Below are 15,463 nucleotides of genomic sequence, written 5' to 3' on the forward strand. Positions count from 1 at the left end.
GAGCGAGGGCGGGAACGCCGATCCTTATATGCCAATATTGCGAAAAGCCAGCCGCAGTTGGAAGCTGTTGCCCTTTCGCGCGTCGCCGGTGGTCTGATAATCGCGCCGCCAGGTCAGCCCCAGCGTCAGGCAGTCGTCCTCATAGGCGATGCCCAGACGGTTGCGGACAGGCTCATATCCATCGGCCGAACTGAGCGGATCTTCCTTCTCGTCGGTAAGGTCGACGACGGTCGATCCGAACACGGACCAGAATCTGGCGAACTGGATACGGGCGCCCAGACGCAATTCCTCGCGGTCGCGCAGATCCTCCAGGCTGGGGTCGATATCGCGGTTGAGCCGCAGATAGCCGACCATGACATAGGTTTTCCTGCTGCCGATGGTTGCGTCGACCTCGTTGCGGCGGACGGCCAGATTGTCCTTGTCCAGCCGGAAGCGGTGGGTGAGGCTGACGAAGTCCTTGAAGCGGACGGTGGTGCGGCCGACGATGTCGGACATGCGGTCGGAAAGGCCGGTGCCGTCGGGCAGGATGCTTTCCCGGTTGTCGAGGCGGTAGCTCTGGCCGATGATGCTCTCCAGCGAGAAATCGGGCAGCGTCAGGCCATATTCGAGGCCATAGGTGATGCGGGTCGAATCCTCGAAACGGTCATAGCCCGCGAAACGATTGAGCGCGAAGAGGTTGCTGTCCTCCAGATCGACGGCGCGGGCGTCCTCATTGGGGACCGACAGATTGGCGAGATGGGGGGCGGCGACGATCTGGATGCGCGGGGTGATCCGCTGCACGCCGCCGAACGCCTCGCCGATGAAGGGCCAGCGCACGTCGATGGCCGCCGCCGCGATGCCCCGCGCCTTCCAGCCCGGATCGCCCCGATAGCTTTCGACGCTGGTCAGCAGATTGCCGGTGCTGTGATAGACGTCGCCGCGCAGATAGGTGGTGAAGCTGACTTCCTGCCCCATGCCGGTCAGTTTGCGGAGATTCCATTCGAAGGCGGCGAAGGCGCGCTGCGTGTCCTGCCCGTGGGTGCGCGTGATGGCCAGGGTGTTCGCCTGAAGCTGCACGCGGCCGCCCAGCACCGGGTCGGTCATCCGCAGCCGATAGTCCATCACCGGCAGCGCGATCGGCGTCTGCCCCTGCGGATCGCCGGCGCGCAGCGTCTGCACCGCCCAGCCCGCGAGCGAGAAATAGCTGTCGGTCCCGATCCGCTGCACGCCCACGGTCGAACGCAGCCGGTCGTCGCGGCTGATGTCGTAGCGGCGCAGGAAGGTGCGGTCGGTCGCCACGCGGATCGATCCGCTGACGCTCCATTCCGGGGTGAGCTGCAAGCCGCCGCTGGCGTCGAGATAGCCGCGCAGATCCTTTTCCGAATTCGCCGTGCTCGTCGTCCCGCCCGGCAGGGTTTCGCCGATCCCCACGCGCCGCCCATGGGTGACATAGCCCGTGATCTGATAGGCGCCCCGGTCCCACAGGTGGCGGAAGGTCGATTCCACCATCGGCAGCGTGTCGCTGTAGACATGGGGCGTGACGGTCAGGTCGCGATTGGGCGCGAGCTTGAAATAATAGGGCAACGCGACTTCGAGGCCGTTGGTGCGGTCATAACGGATATTGGGCACCAGCAGCCCGGTGCCGCCGCCTTCGCCCACCGGATGCGATAGGCCCGGCAGCGGGATGAGGGGCAGGCCGAAAATCTCCACCGTCGCGCGGTTGTAGGTCACGCGCTGCTTGTTGGGATCATACGTCACCTTGACGGCATTGATCTGCCAGGTCGGATTCTTCGGGCAGCCTTCGCTGTCCTCCACCGAACAGCCGGTATAGGCCGCCTTGTGCATCGTGTAGACGCCGTTGACCCGCTCCCCGCTTCTGGCCGCGAGCCGCCCGCCCGACTGGAGCACCAGCAGCATGTTGTCGACCGCGCCGTCCTTGAGCGTATCCGTCACGTCGAAGCGGTCGCCATAGGCGATATTGCCTTCGGGATCGGTGACGGAGACATTGCCCTGCGCCACGACCTGACCCGTATTGCGGTTCCACACCACCTTTTCCGCGCGCAGCCGGTTGCCTTCGCGCAGAAGCTGCACATTGCCGCTGGCTGTCACGATTTCCGTGTTGCTGTCATAGATAAGCGCGTCGGCGGCAAAGCCGATCTCATCCTCATTTTCCGGCACCGGCGCGTCGGGCGTGCTGATCGTCGCCTGCGGCTCGTTGAGCTGCTGCGCCATCGCCTGGGCGGACCAGCCAAGCATCGGCAGGGTGCTGCCGGCCAGCAGGGCGTTGCGGAGGAGCGGGGAAAAACGGTTCGTCTGCAAAATGATGCCTTTTTAAAGGGCGTGTTCTTTGCAACCGCCTATCGCATTGCTTTTCGCCCGCCGCAATCGGTCGCGGCTGCTCTTTTGCCCGAAAATCGGTCGAACGGCCTTTGCCAGACGAAGAAAGCCGCACTATCTGACAGATATAGGGCCGTGCAGGCCGCATAAGAGAAGAAAAGGTTTCCCGAATGGATATCGCATTCAGCCCCTCCCGCCCCGACGCCGATACGCTGGTGTTCGCCGTAGCGAAGGGCGCAGTCGAAACATTGCCGCTGTCGGCGTCCCCCACATTGACGGCGGGCGCATCCGCCGCGCGCTTCGCGGGCGAGGCGGGGACGAGCTTCGAAAGTTTCGTGGAGGAAGGCGGCAAGGTGCTGCGCGTGGTGCTGTTGGGCATCGGCGGCGGCGGCGATGCCGATCTGGAGCGGGCGGGCGGCGCGCTGACGGCCAGGCTGGCGACCAGCGGCGCGGTCCATGCCGCGGTCGAGTTTCCCGCCGGCGGCGCGGGCAAGGATGCGGCGCGGCTGGCCTTCGGCGCGCTGCTGCGCGGCTGGCGGATCGAAACCTATCGCACGCGCCAGCCGGAAAAGGCGAAGCCGACGCTCAAGACCGTCACGGTCGTTTCCGCCGATGCGGGCGCGGAATGGGACCGGCTGTCGGCGGTCGCGGCGGGCGTGGCCTTCACCCGCGAACTGGTGGCCGAGCCTGCCAACATCCTCTACCCTGAAAGCTTCGTCGAACGCTGTCAGCCGCTCAGGGAAATGGGCGTCAGGATCACCGTGCTGGACAAGGCGGCGATGGCCGAACTGGGCATGGGTGCGCTGCTGGGCGTGGCGCAGGGTTCCATGCGCGAACCGCGCCTGCTGGCGCTGGAGTGGGACGGCACCGATGGCGCGCAGAAGAAGCCGGTCGTCTTCGTCGGCAAGGGCGTGACCTTCGACACCGGCGGCATCTCGCTGAAACCCGGTCCCGGCATGGAGGACATGAAGTGGGACATGGGCGGCGCGGGCGCGGTCGCGGGCGCGATGAAGGCGCTGGCCGGGCGCAAGGCGAAGGCGCATGTCGTCGGCATCTGCGGCCTGGTCGAGAACATGCCGGACGGCGGCGCGCAGCGGCCGGGGGATATCGTGACGTCCATGTCCGGGCAGACCATCGAAGTGCTCAATACCGATGCGGAAGGGCGTCTGGTGCTGTGCGACGCACTGACATGGGCGCAGAAGAGCTATGATCCCGAAATACTGGTCGATCTCGCCACGCTGACCGGGGCGATGATCGTGTCGCTGGGCAGCGAATATGCGGGCGTCTTCTCCAATGACGACGGCCTTGCCGACGATCTGATCGCGGCGGGCAAGGCGGCGGGCGATCCGCTGTGGCGCTTCCCGCTGGGCGACGCCTATGACAAGCTGCTCGAAAGCCCCATCGCCGACATCAAGAATATCGGGCCGCGCTTCGCCGGGTCGATCACGGCGGCGCAGTTCATCAAGCGCTTCGTCAATGACGGCGTCAAATGGGCGCATCTCGACATTGCCGGCATGGTATGGGCGGACAAGCCCGGCGCGGTGTGGGACAAGGGCGCGACCGGCTATGGCGTGCGCCTGATCGACCGCTTCGTGGCGGACACGTTCGAAAGCTGATGCAGGTCGATTTCTACCAGCTCAGCCGCGACCCCGTGGACCAGGTGCTGCCCGCCATCGCGGCGCGGGTGCTGGGCCTGGGGGAGCGGCTGCTGGTGGTGGCGGGCGACTCGCAGCGGCTGGATCGGATTTCCGCCGGGCTGTGGGGCGGGCCGCCGGAAAGCTTCCTCGCCCACGGCCGTGCCGGGGAGGGGCAGGAGGATATCCAGCCGATCCTGCTGTCCCAGGCTGTCGCGGCGGACAATGGCGCGCGGCATGTGGCGCTGGCCGACGGGCTGTGGCGTGAGGAAGCGCTGGGGTTCGAGCGGGCCTTCTACTTCTTCGACGCGGACACCATCGAAGGCGCGCGGGCAAGCTGGCGCGCGCTGGCGAAGCGGGAGGGGGTGACGCCCCGCTTCTGGCGGCAGGAGGGGCGCAAATGGGTGCAGGGACCGTAGGCCCTCTTGCGGTCCCATGCCGCCCGGTCTAAAGGGCGCGCGATCTTATCCCAACAATTCGGAGTTTCCGGGTCTTATGGCCGTCACGCGCACCTTTTCGATCATCAAGCCCGATGCGACCCGTCGCAACCTGACGGGCGCCGTCACGAAAAAGCTGGAAGAGGCCGGCCTGCGCGTCGTCGCCTCCCGCCGCATCCGCATGAGCCGCGAGCAGGCCGAAGGCTTCTACGCCGTGCACAAGGAACGGCCCTTCTTCGCCGATCTGGTCGCCTTCATGATTTCCGGCCCGGTCGTCGTGCAGGTGCTGGAAGGCGAAGACGCCGTGAAGCGCAACCGCGACATCATGGGCGCCACCAACCCGGCCAATGCCGATGAAGGCACCATCCGCAAGGAATATGCCGAATCGATCGAAGCCAATTCGGTCCACGGTTCGGACAGTGAGGAAAATGCCGCGATCGAGATCGCCTATTTCTTCAAGCCGGAAGACATCGTCGGCTGATCGGGCGCTGGCATGAATGACCAAAAGGGGCCGGGGGCGAAGTTTCCCGGCCCCTTTTTCGTCGGGTGCGATGTTGGCGGGCTTGGCGATGATGCGCTATTGCCATGCAGTCGCATAATCGTCCACATTTGTGCAGGCAAAGGGGAGGAGTAAGCGGATGATGGCGGCGATTCTGATGGCGATAGCTCTCCAAACCGCTGCTCAGACTTATCGCCCGCTGCTGACTTTTTCCGCCCATCCTGCGTTACGCCGTGTAACCACGCGCGTGGATGTCGGTTTGCTGGCGGGTGGGCGTGGAACGAAGGATTACTGGTTCCGCAAGACGGTGCAACCCGACGGGGGCGAAATCGCCGAAACATTGTGGGCCGATACCCTGTCCTGTCCGGGCGGCCGTTCCGTGCTTGAGGAACTGGCGGCATTGGAAGTTCCCCGTCCGCACGTTTACGGATTGGATGGCAGAGACGACATCGTGATGATGGCCGATGGCGTCACCTACCGACTGGACGCGCAAAGCGCGCCGCCATTCGGCAATGGGCGCATCACGCTGAGGACGAATAGAGGCACGCCGTTGGCCCGCTGGGTGGAGGCTGCATTGTCCAGCCTGGCGGGTTGCTGGAAACAGGAGCCGCCGAAGCGGGTGTCCTGACCAGCGGATTACATGCGTTTCCAACTCGAAGAAACCCGCTACGGTCGTTGGCTGCCCATGCAACCGGCTTCACACCGTCTGCGGCGGGCTTTCGAATTTGTCGATCACCCATTCTTCCGCCTGCGCGCCGCCGATCCATTCCTGCATCCACGGATGGGCGATGACCGCGTGCATATAAGCCTGGGCAAAGCGGGCAACGGGGAGCTGGTAGGTGATGAAGCGCGTGACGACCGGCGCGAACATCACATCGGCGGCGCCGAACGCGCCGAACAGGAAGTCGCCTTCGCCGCCGTGGCGCGCGCGCGCCTGCGCCCAGAGTTGCATGATGCGGGCAATGTCCTGCGCCACCGCTTCGGATGGCGGGACGGCCTCGTAAATCTGGCGGATATTCATGCTGTGCTCGCGGCGGAGCGCGGCGAAGCTGCTGTGCATTTCCGCCGCCATGGAACGGGCCATGGCGCGCGCGGCGGGATCGGTGGGCCAGAATTGGTCGCCGCCCGTCTTTTCGTTCAGATATTCGATGATGGCGAGGCTGTCCCACACCACGATGTCGTCGCCGTCCCAAAGGATCGGCACCTTGCCCGACGACGGCGCGAATTCGTCGCCCTCCCGCCGCTTTTCCCAGGCTTCGTCATAGAGGGGGACGACCACCTCCTCGAAGGGCAGGCCCGACAGCTTGCACGCCAGCCAGCCGCGCAGCGACCAGCTCGAATAGGCCTTGTTGCCAATGAACAGCTTCATCATGGCCTAAGCTTTAGACGGCGCGGGGAGAAAGTCGAGAGCGGGATGACGCTCCGTTCACCACGGCCCGTCGGCCGACCGGCGGGACGGAATTGAACGACGGCGCCTTCCTCCGCAGAACTCTTCGGGATGAAAGGCGTTGTGCAGGGATGAGGAGATTGGCGATGACCGAAACCCAGGACATGATTCACGAGGACGCCTTGCCCGGCCACGAAAGTGCGCTGGAACCCAAGCCCGAATGGGAACCGCGTTATCCCGGCTCTGGCCGTCTCGCCGGCAAGGTGGCCGTCGTGACCGGCGCCGACAGCGGCATCGGCCGCGCGATTGCCGCGCTTTATGCACGGGAGGGGGCGGATATCGCCATCCTCTATCTGTGCGAACATGATGACGCCGCCAAAACCGCCGAGATCGTGAAGGCGGAAGGCCGGCGGGCCATAACCATCGCGGGCGATCTGGGCGACAGCGCTTTCTGCGACCGGGCCGTGGCGGACGTGGTGAAGGAATATGGCGGCATAGACATTCTGGTCAACAATGCCGGTGAGCAGCATCCCGACAAGGATATCACCGACATCAGCGAGGAGCAGCTTCGCCGCACCTTCCAGACCAATATCTTCGCCATGTTCTTTCTGACGCAGGCGGTCCGGCCTCATCTCAGGCGCGGGGCGGCGATCGTCAACTGCACGTCGGTCACCATGTATCAGGGGTCCAAGGAACTGCTGGACTATTCCAGCACCAAGGGCGCCATCACCGCCTTCACCCGATCGCTTTCCGAAAATCTGGTGGGAGAGGGCATAAGGGTGAACGCCGTGGCGCCCGGACCGATCTGGACGCCGCTCAATCCCTCCGGCGGCGCGAGCCCGGAAAAGCTGGAGCATTTCGGGGAGAACACGCCCATGGGCCGGCCCGGCCAGCCCAACGAGGTCGCGCCTTCCTTCCTGTTCCTGGCGTGCGACGATTCCAGCTACATGTCCGGCCAGGTGCTGCATCCCAATGGCGGAACGGTCGTGAACGGATGATCCGGCGCCCTTGGGTCGCACCGGAGCTTTCGCAAGCATTTTTGCGGCACCGAATCAGGACGATTCCGATCCTTTCGGCAGCGATTGGACGATTGCATTCTCCCGCTTTTCCGGCCGGATGTAGATCGATGTCAGTGAAGGAATGGCCAGCTTCATCGCGCTTTCCATCTCTTCGATAAGGCCCTCCGCCCGACCCATGGGCAGGTCGTCGGCAAAGTCGGCGCTGATCGCGACGAAGACCGCATCGGGCGCCGTGTGAATGGTGCGGATATGATTGACGGCGGTGATTTCCGGCCGCTGGTCGAGCAATCGCCGCACGGTTTCGATCATGGCGATATCCGCGCTTTCACCGATCAGCAGACCCTTGGCCTCGCGCGCCAGCAGGACGGCCACGGCGCCCAGGGCCAGTCCGATCGCGATAGACGCAATCCCGTCCAGACGCGGTTCGTCATAATGATGGCTTGCCCATATCCCGATGGCCGCAATCAGCAGCCCGAACAGCGCCGCGCTATCTTCGAACAGCACGATAAATCCCGCCGGGTCCTTGGAGCGCCGGATCGACTGCCACCAATTGTTCGATCCGCGCTTTCGGCCAAAATCCCGGACCGCGATCGTCCAGGAGGTGCCTTCCAGGAGGAAGGCGACAAAGAGGACCGCGTAATTCACGCCCGGATCGCGGAGCGGCTCGGGCGCCTTGATGTGGGCCCAGCCTTCATAGACCGATACCCCGGCGCCGACCGCGAAGATCAGGATCGCGACCACAAAAGCCCAGAAATAGAGTTCCCTGCCATAGCCGAAGGGATGCGCCGCGTCGGCGGGCCTTTTTGCCTTGGCTTGCCCATAGAGCAGCAGAAGCTGGTTGCCGCTGTCGACCAGCGAATGCACGCCTTCGGTCAGCATGGAGGATGAGCCGGTCAATGCCGAGGCGATGAACTTCGCGACGGCGATGCCGACATTAGCCGCCAGCGCGCCATAGAGAACGATATTTTCGCGGAAATGGATGGCAGAGCCTGACTTCGCCATATGGTTCAATCCGGATAGCGGTTGGGCTGGAGCAGACCGGCAGGATGCGCCATGCGCTCCAGAACGCGCCTGGCCGGGCGGCCGATCCGTCCCATCCAGTCATGAGCATGAGTCTTCATGGCTTCTTGCAACTAGCCGGGAAAGGCGATCATGGCCACTGCCGCCGCGCCCATCACGGCTGTCGCGAGCCAGCCGAGGAATTTGAGGAGGGGAGGCGCGACGAACTCACCCATGATGCTGGACTTGGACACGATAATCATCAATCCAATCAGGACCGGGACCGCCGCCACGCCGTTGATCACCGCGCTCCAGAACAGCGCCTTCATCGGGTTGATCGGTGTCCAGTCGAGCGCCAGACCCAATATCATGCCCAGTATGATGACCGCATAGAATGCCTTGGCCCGCAGAGGCTTGGCCTCCAGGCTGCCGTTCCATCCCCCGATTTCGCACACGGCATAGGCCGACGATCCCGCGAGCACGGGAACGGCGAGCAGGCCCGTGCCGATGATGCCGAGACTGAAAAGCGCGAAAGCGAATTTGCCGGCAATGGGCTTCAGCGCCTGCGCGGCGTCCGCGGCGCTCTGAATATCGGTCTTGCCGGCCGCGTGGAGCGTTGTTGCCGTCCCAAGAATGATGGCGAGCGCAACGATGGTCGATACCGCCATGCCGGTAAACGTATCCCAGCGGATGCGTCTCAATGCGTCGGATGCCTGCGCGCGCGCGCGGCTGAGCGGTTGCCGTTCCTTGATCTGGTCGAGTTCCTCGACTTCCTGCGCCGCTTGCCAGAAAAAAAGATAGGGGCTGATCGTCGTGCCGAATATCGCAACGATCGTCGTGATGGCGCCGGCCCCCGCAATCGTTGGGATCACCAGTCCCCGCGCGGCCGCGCTCCAATCGACCTTCACCATCAGGATCAGCGCGACATAGGCGAGGAGCACGAGGGTCATCCATTTCAGGATGGAGGAATAGCGGTGATACGGCACATAGATCTGCAGCAGCAGCGAGAGGAGCGCGAATGCGACGGTGGCCGTCCGCTTCCAACCGCCGATCACCAGTGCGGACGCTTCCCCCATGGCGGCAAGGTCGGCGCCGACATTGATCGTATTGGCGATGAAGAGCAGCGCGATCAGCCCGATCACGAGCCACCGCGGAAAGACGGCGTTCAAACTCCTGCCAAGACCGTGACCGGTGACTCGGCCTACCCGGGCGCAGGCAAGCTGCACAGCGACCATGAGCGGATAGGCCAGCGTCATCGTCCACATCAAGCTGGGGCCGAATTGGGCGCCCGCTTGCGAATAGGTTGCGATACCGCTTGGATCGTCGTCGGCCGCGCCCGTGACGAGTCCCGGCCCGAGCCGCTTCAGCCGTTCCATGATATTCATCGCCCGATCACCGCTTCACGCTCGGTCACGTGCGACAACCATATATTCGGCAAAGCGCCTGTCCCGTCCTGTTGCGAGCACGTAACGCCGCTCCGCGCAATATGTTGCTTCCAAATGGCAATTCATTGCTATTCCGGCATGAAAGACGTCGGCGCAGCCGGGCGGCAGGCGCGCCGCGTCAATGCGCCATGATGGAGCTGGTTCGGCGAAAAGGCGCAGGCGCTGATCGCTTCGATCGAGGCGCGTTACCTCCGAATGCATGGCCACGCCAAGGCCCACGCTCATGATGTCGGCTATGAATAATCTTCCGGCGCCGCCATATGCCCGTTTGTGCGGTATGCGAAGGGCGTGTCTTCCCGACGGCCGATGAAGCGCTTTCGCCCCGTTTCCGCCTGCCGATGCGCGCTGCGGGCCTTGAGGAGATCCTGCCGCGACAGGATGCCGAGCACGCGGCGGCTGTCGGGGTCGACGATGGGTATCCGGCCGACGCCCGATTCGATGATGAGGTCAGCCACCACGCCGCTTGGCGTCTCGGGATAGGCTGCGGGTTGCGCGGCGTCCGATATGGCATCGGCCAGAGCGATGGGGCCGGCGTCCGCCTCCATCTGCCAGCGCAAGGCGTCGGTTCGCGATGCCAGGCCCAGCAGGCGCCCTTCGGCATCGACCACCGGATAGCTGCGGTGGACGGCATCCGCCGCAAAGAAGCAAACCGCCTCCGCGATCGTCATCGAACCCGGCAAGGTCGCGGGATCGCGGGTCATCAATTGACCCGCCTGCAACAGGTCGAGCGGGTCCACCGTATATTCCTGAAGGATGTGACGCCCGCGCCGCGCGATCTTCTCCGTCAATATGGACCGGCGCATCAGCAGCACGCTGATGGCATAGGCGCCGCCCGCGGCCGCGACGGTGCAGGGCACCGCTTCGAAATGGCCGGTCAGTTCGACCGCGAAGATCGCGCCTGTCATGGGCGCGCGCATCGCGCCGCTCATGATCCCGGCCATGCCGATCATGGCCCAGAAGCCGGGATCGCCGGGCAGGAATTGCCCGACAAGAAAGCCTGCCGCGCCGCCGAGGATGAGAAGGGGAGCGAGAACGCCGCCCGATGTGCCGGACCCCAGCGCGATCAGCCATACGATGCCCTTCACCACAAGCAGCGCGGCAACTACCCGAAGCGGGAGGGCGGCGGCGAGCAGCGCCTCTATGCTGGCATAGCCCGCGCCCAGCACATGCGCGTCGATCAGGCCGCCGATGCCTACCGCGACCGCCCCGATGGCGGGCCACCACATCCAGTGGACGGGGAGCCTGTGGAACAGATCCTCGATCCGGTAGAGGGCGGTCGAGAGGAAGGCCGCTTCCAGACCGACGACGATCCCGATGCCGGTCGCCGCCGGCAGATTCCAGGCCGATGCGGGCACCGCCAGGGCCGTCGCGAACATGGGGCCGGACCCGATGATGAAAGGCCGCCATGCGAAGGAGATGAGCACCGCCACGACCACCGGGACGAAGCTACGCGGCTTCCATTCGAAAAGCAGCACCTCCACCGCCAGCAGGATGGCGGCAAGCGGGGTTCCGAAGATCGCCGTCATGCCCGCAGCCGCGCCCGCGACGAGCAATGTCTTGCGTTCGGCCGCGCTCAGGTGGAAGCATTGGGCGAAGAGGGAGCCGATGGCGCCGCCGGTCATGATGATCGGTCCCTCCGCGCCGAATGGCCCGCCGCTGCCGATGGAAATGGCGGAGGACAGGGGCTTGAGCAGGGCGACCTTCACCGAAAGACGGCTTTCACCGAACAGGATCGTTTCGATGGCTTCGGGAATGCCGTGCCCCCGGATCTTGTCGGACCCGAAGCGCGCCATCAGCCCGACGATCAGGCTGCCGATGATCGGGATGAACACCACCATGAAGCCGACCGAGGCGTCGGTGATCGCCACGGCATCGGCGGACAGGCGGCCGAACCAGAAGAGGTTGGTGGCGATGGCGATGAGCTTGACCAATATCCACGCGCCCATCGCGCCGCCCGTGCCGACGACGAGCGCCATCATCGCGAGCAGCGCCATGCGGCGATCCGCGCTATGATCAGCCAGCCGATGTGTTTCGATGGCGCGCATTGGCGTAAAGGACATGCGGAATGGCACTCTTTGGAGGGTCGGAAGGAGTGCCAATTATATCGCAATGCGATATAATTCAATGATGGAGATCGGAGTGACGCAGGACAAGGGGCTGACCGACGCGGATTATCGGGCGCTTGCGGCGTTCCGCCATGTGATCCGCCGATTTCAGTCATTCAGCGAGGGACAGGCCGCGCAGGCCGGGCTGACGCCGCAGCAGCATCAGGCGTTGCTGGCCATCCGGGCCGCGGCGCCGGAGCAGGCGACGGTCGGATATGTGGCGGAACGGCTGATCCTGAAGCCCCATAGCGCGACAGGCCTTGTCGACCGTCTGGTGGCGCTGGGGCTGATTGTCCGCGAGGGTGCGGCGGACGATCGCCGCCGGGTCTTTCTACGTCTGACGCACAGCGCTTATGCCAAGCTGGAGACGCTGTCCGCGATTCACCGCGAGGAAGTGCAAAGATTGCGGCCAGCGCTGCTGAATATCCTCGACCAGTTGGCGTGTGAGGCGGCGCCGGACATTCGGACGGGCTGTTAAGCTACTCCGGACTTGACGGACCTTTATGGAAATGGAGACGAAAAGACAGCGGTACGGCGCGGCCGGCCTTGGCCGGCATGCGCCATAGGGGGCTTGGTCAGGCGATCCGCCGCCAATCGATGAATGGCCGAAATCAGCGGAAATCTAAGGTTTTTTCAACCATCAGCACACGTCTGCTGACAGGATACTGGAGGCCCGAGCCGGAATCGAACCGGCGTATACGGATTTGCAGTCCGCTGCGTCACCACTCCGCCATCGGGCCGTCCTGGGTGGTGGGGGCGGCAAATGTGCGGCTTTGGCGGCAAAGTCAAGCGCGGTCGTGGGCGGGAGAGCCAAGAATCTGGGTTGGTCCGGCGCAAAGCCGCTTGGCGTGGGCCTTGCGCTGATCTAGAGGTCCGGTGAACGCCTTGCTGTATTGCATTGTCAATACAGTTATGCCAAGCGGGGAATCGTCGTGACCGAGCAGAATTTTTCATCGATGCGGGCCGCCATGGTCGAGAGCCAGCTTCGCACCAGCGATGTGGACGACCAGCGTGTGATCGCCGTGATGGCGCGCGTGCCGCGGGAGGACTTCCTGCCCGCCGAGCGCCGCGCCATGGCCTATATCGACCGGGCGGTCCCCTTGTGGGACGGGCGGGCGCTCAATCCGCCGGTGGCGACGGGGCGGCTGCTCAAGGAAGCGCAGGTCGAACCGGGCGACAGGGTGCTGCTGATCGGCGCGGCCACGGGATATGGCGCGGCGCTGCTGGCCGAACTGGGCGCCAGCGTCACCGCCGTCGAGGAAGAAGGCGGGCCGGAGATTTCGGTGCCGGGCGTGACGGTCGTGCGCGGGCCGCTCAACGCCGGGGCAGCGGATGGCGCGCCCTATGATCTGTTGTTCATCGACGGCGCGGTGCAGAACGTGCCCGCAGCGCTCGTCGCCCAGCTCGCCGAGGGCGGGCGGGTCGTGACCGGCCTTGCCGAGCGCGGCGTCACGCGCCTGTGCAGCGGCCGGGCGGTCGCGGGCGCGCTGGGCCTGGCGCGGCTGGCCGACATGGAAATGGCCGTCCTGCCCGGTTTCGCCGAGCCGGAGCGATTTACCTTCTAGAAGACGGGACGCCATGACAGCGAAGCTATCCTCCATCCGGCTCTGCGCTGCCACGGCTTTGCTGCTGGTGTCCTCCGCAATGACCGGCCCGGCATGGGCCGAGACGTTGCAGGGCGCGCTCGTCAAGGCGTATCGTTCCAACCCGACGCTGACCGGCGCGCGGGCGGGACAGCGGGCGACGGACGAGAATGTCCCGATCCAAAAGGCGGCGGGGCGGCCCGCGCTGGACGCGACGGGCAGCTATTCCGAAAGCATATTGAAGCCGACGATCAGCTTCACCTCGCCGCAGCGGACCATCGACGCCAACGCGCAATTGAGCGTGCCGATCTATTCCGGCGGCGCGGTGCGGAACGGCGTCAAGGCCGCGAAGGTCCGGGTCGAGGCGGGGCAGGCGAACCTGCGCGGCACGGAGGCAAGCATCTTCTCGCAAGTGGTCGCGGCCTATATGGACGTGATCCGCGACAGCGCGATCGTGTCGCTGAACCGCGCCAATGTGAACGTGCTGGAAGTCAATCTCCAGGCGACGAACGATCGGTTCGAGGTGGGCGACGTGACGCGCACGGATGTCGCGCAGTCCGAATCGCGGCTGGCGCTTGCCCGGTCCGACCTCCAGACCGCCGAAGCGAACCTGATCTCCAGCCGGGAGAACTATGTCGCTCTGGTAGGGGATGTCCCGGACAATCTGGAGCCGCCGCCCGCTCTGCCGGGCCTGCCCGATTCGCCTATGGGAGCGGTGCAGGTGGCGCTGAGCGACAATCCCGACATCCTCGCGGCGAAGAAGGCGAGCGAGGCTGCCCGTTACGATGTGAAGGTCGCCAGGGCGGGCACGTCGCCGCGCCTGTCGGCCTTTACGCAGGCGGGCTACACCAATTATCTGGATTCGCTGGAAAACAGCACGGGCACGCAGATCAACAAGCAGGCTGTCGCGGGGGTCCAGATCAATCTCCCGCTCTATCAGGGCGGGCGTCCGGCGGCGCAGGTGCGGCAGAACCAGGCGCTTGAATCGCAGGCGATGGAGCAGCAGATCGAGATCGAGCGCGGCGTCATCGCGCAGACGCGTGCCTCCTATGCCAGTTGGCAGGCTTCGCTCCAGACCATCGCATCCAGCCAGAAGGCGGTGGAAGCCGCCAGCCTGTCGCTGGAAGGCGTGCGGGCGGAAAATTCGGTCGGCAGCCGCACGATCCTCGACATACTCAACGCTGAGCAGGAATCGCTGAACGCCCGCGTGGAACTGGTGTCCGCGCGGCGCAACGCCTATGTCGCGGGCTTCACCCTGCTCGCCGCCATGGGCCATGCCGAAGCGCGCGACCTGGGGCTGGAGGGCGGCGCGCTTTACGATCCGATGGTCAATTATGACCGGGTGAAGGGCAAATGGTTCGACTGGGACTATGACCGCGCGCCTGTCCCGCAGGCGACGCGCACCGTTGACACGCCCGCGCAAAACGCCAATGTGCAGGAAGGAGCCGAACAGCCTTGAGCTGGCGGGCTTTGTTTGCACGGGTTCAAGAGCGGGCCGGGCTGAGGAAAGCCGATAGGGGACGTCCATGGGCGACATGAGCAAGGAACCCTCGATGGAAGAGATCCTCTCCTCCATCAAGCGCATCATCGCCGAGGAAGGCGAGGAAGCCGCGCAGCAGGCCGCGCCGCGCCGTGGCCGGGGCGAATCGGCGAAAGCGCCGGTCGAACTGGGCGTGCCTGCCCCGGCGGTCGAACCCGCTATCGAGGAAGTGCTGGAACTGACCGACCAGGTCGGGATGGAGGATGAACCCATGCCCGTTTCCAAATCCGCCGCCGCCGCCGCTCCGGAAGCGGTGGAAGGCGACGGCATCCTGTCGGTCGAAAGCGAAGTCGCCGCGCGTCATTCGCTGTCGGCGCTGTCCTCCATGCTGGTGACGCCCAAGGACGGCGGCGAGAACACGCTGGAAGGGCTGGTCCGCGCGATGCTGCGCCCGATGCTGAAGGAATGGCTGGACGCCCGCCTGCCCGCGCTGGTCGAGGATATGGTGGCGAAGGAAATCCAGCGCATCGCCGGACGCTGAGCAGGCGGCTCTCCGGTT

14 protein-coding genes and 1 tRNA gene are annotated in these 15,463 nt (G+C 65.0%); 9 read left to right on the top strand and 6 right to left on the bottom strand.

Annotation, left to right across the window (positions count from 1 at the left end; translation table 11 throughout):
- Positions 1–24 precede the first annotated feature (24 nt).
- Positions 25–2,235 (bottom strand): LPS-assembly protein LptD, encoded by a 2,211-nt coding sequence (locus tag IQ35_RS03775; protein WP_145072071.1) that lies wholly within the window; start codon positions 2,233–2,235, stop codon positions 25–27.
- A gap of 251 nt (positions 2,236–2,486) precedes the next feature.
- Here IQ35_RS03775 and IQ35_RS03780 point away from each other — a divergent pair, with 251 nt between their 5' ends.
- From IQ35_RS03780 to IQ35_RS03795, 4 genes are all read left to right on the top strand, one after another.
- Entirely contained in the window at positions 2,487–3,932 is a 1,446-nt protein-coding gene (locus IQ35_RS03780; RefSeq protein WP_021245767.1) for a leucyl aminopeptidase, read from the top strand.
- Complete coding sequence (locus IQ35_RS03785; RefSeq protein WP_021245766.1) at positions 3,932–4,369, top strand: DNA polymerase III subunit chi; 438 nt, start codon at positions 3,932–3,934, stop codon at positions 4,367–4,369. Before IQ35_RS03780 ends, IQ35_RS03785 begins: the two co-directional genes overlap by 1 nt.
- Positions 4,370–4,445: 76 nt before the next feature.
- Complete coding sequence (gene ndk, locus IQ35_RS03790; protein ID WP_031291571.1) at positions 4,446–4,868, top strand: nucleoside-diphosphate kinase; 423 nt, start codon at positions 4,446–4,448, stop codon at positions 4,866–4,868.
- Positions 4,869–5,025: 157 nt separating this feature from the next.
- The gene (locus tag IQ35_RS03795; RefSeq protein ID WP_145072013.1) at positions 5,026–5,514 is read left to right on the top strand and encodes a hypothetical protein; all 489 of its coding nucleotides are present in this window, start codon (positions 5,026–5,028) and stop codon (positions 5,512–5,514) included.
- Positions 5,515–5,583: 69 nt separating this feature from the next.
- Here IQ35_RS03795 and IQ35_RS03800 read toward each other — a convergent pair whose 3' ends face one another.
- Positions 5,584–6,258, bottom strand: coding sequence for a glutathione S-transferase N-terminal domain-containing protein (locus IQ35_RS03800; RefSeq protein ID WP_021245763.1), 675 nt, complete (start codon positions 6,256–6,258; stop codon positions 5,584–5,586).
- Between the two features lie 161 nt (positions 6,259–6,419).
- Between IQ35_RS03800 and IQ35_RS03805 the strand changes: the two genes are divergently transcribed.
- Positions 6,420–7,271 carry an SDR family oxidoreductase gene (locus tag IQ35_RS03805; RefSeq protein ID WP_021245762.1) on the top strand — a complete coding sequence of 284 codons (852 nt, stop codon included), beginning with the start codon at positions 6,420–6,422 and terminating at the stop codon, positions 7,269–7,271.
- 54 nt (positions 7,272–7,325) lie between these two features.
- On the opposite strand, the gene IQ35_RS03810 is transcribed toward IQ35_RS03805, so the two are convergent.
- The 3 genes from IQ35_RS03810 to IQ35_RS03820 all read right to left on the bottom strand — a co-directional run bounded on the left by IQ35_RS03810 (position 7,326) and on the right by IQ35_RS03820 (position 11,796).
- Complete coding sequence (locus IQ35_RS03810; protein WP_021245761.1) at positions 7,326–8,294, bottom strand: cation diffusion facilitator family transporter; 969 nt, start codon at positions 8,292–8,294, stop codon at positions 7,326–7,328.
- A gap of 131 nt (positions 8,295–8,425) precedes the next feature.
- A complete protein-coding gene (locus IQ35_RS03815) occupies positions 8,426–9,676 on the bottom strand; it encodes an NRAMP family divalent metal transporter (protein WP_021245759.1) in 1,251 nt (416 codons plus the stop codon).
- Between the two features lie 293 nt (positions 9,677–9,969).
- Positions 9,970–11,796 (bottom strand): chloride channel protein, encoded by a 1,827-nt coding sequence (locus IQ35_RS03820; protein WP_145072014.1) that lies wholly within the window; start codon positions 11,794–11,796, stop codon positions 9,970–9,972.
- Positions 11,797–11,860: 64 nt separating this feature from the next.
- Here IQ35_RS03820 and IQ35_RS03825 point away from each other — a divergent pair, with 64 nt between their 5' ends.
- On the top strand, positions 11,861–12,319 hold the full coding sequence (locus IQ35_RS03825; protein WP_021245756.1) for a MarR family winged helix-turn-helix transcriptional regulator: 459 nt from the start codon (positions 11,861–11,863) through the stop codon (positions 12,317–12,319).
- 188 nt (positions 12,320–12,507) lie between these two features.
- On the opposite strand, the gene IQ35_RS03830 is transcribed toward IQ35_RS03825, so the two are convergent.
- A tRNA-Cys gene (locus IQ35_RS03830) sits at positions 12,508–12,581 on the bottom strand.
- Between the two features lie 192 nt (positions 12,582–12,773).
- Between IQ35_RS03830 and IQ35_RS03835 the strand changes: the two genes are divergently transcribed.
- From IQ35_RS03835 to IQ35_RS03845, 3 genes are all read left to right on the top strand, one after another.
- Complete coding sequence (locus IQ35_RS03835) at positions 12,774–13,406, top strand: protein-L-isoaspartate O-methyltransferase family protein (RefSeq protein WP_031291565.1); 633 nt, start codon at positions 12,774–12,776, stop codon at positions 13,404–13,406.
- A gap of 13 nt (positions 13,407–13,419) precedes the next feature.
- On the top strand, positions 13,420–14,883 hold the full coding sequence (locus tag IQ35_RS03840; RefSeq protein ID WP_021245754.1) for a TolC family outer membrane protein: 1,464 nt from the start codon (positions 13,420–13,422) through the stop codon (positions 14,881–14,883).
- A gap of 67 nt (positions 14,884–14,950) precedes the next feature.
- Complete coding sequence (locus tag IQ35_RS03845) at positions 14,951–15,445, top strand: DUF2497 domain-containing protein (RefSeq protein ID WP_145072015.1); 495 nt, start codon at positions 14,951–14,953, stop codon at positions 15,443–15,445.
- Positions 15,446–15,463: the final 18 nt, after the last annotated feature.

Source organism: Sphingobium wenxiniae (genome assembly GCF_007830065.1).
In the GTDB taxonomy this organism is placed as follows: domain Bacteria; phylum Pseudomonadota; class Alphaproteobacteria; order Sphingomonadales; family Sphingomonadaceae; genus Sphingobium; species Sphingobium wenxiniae.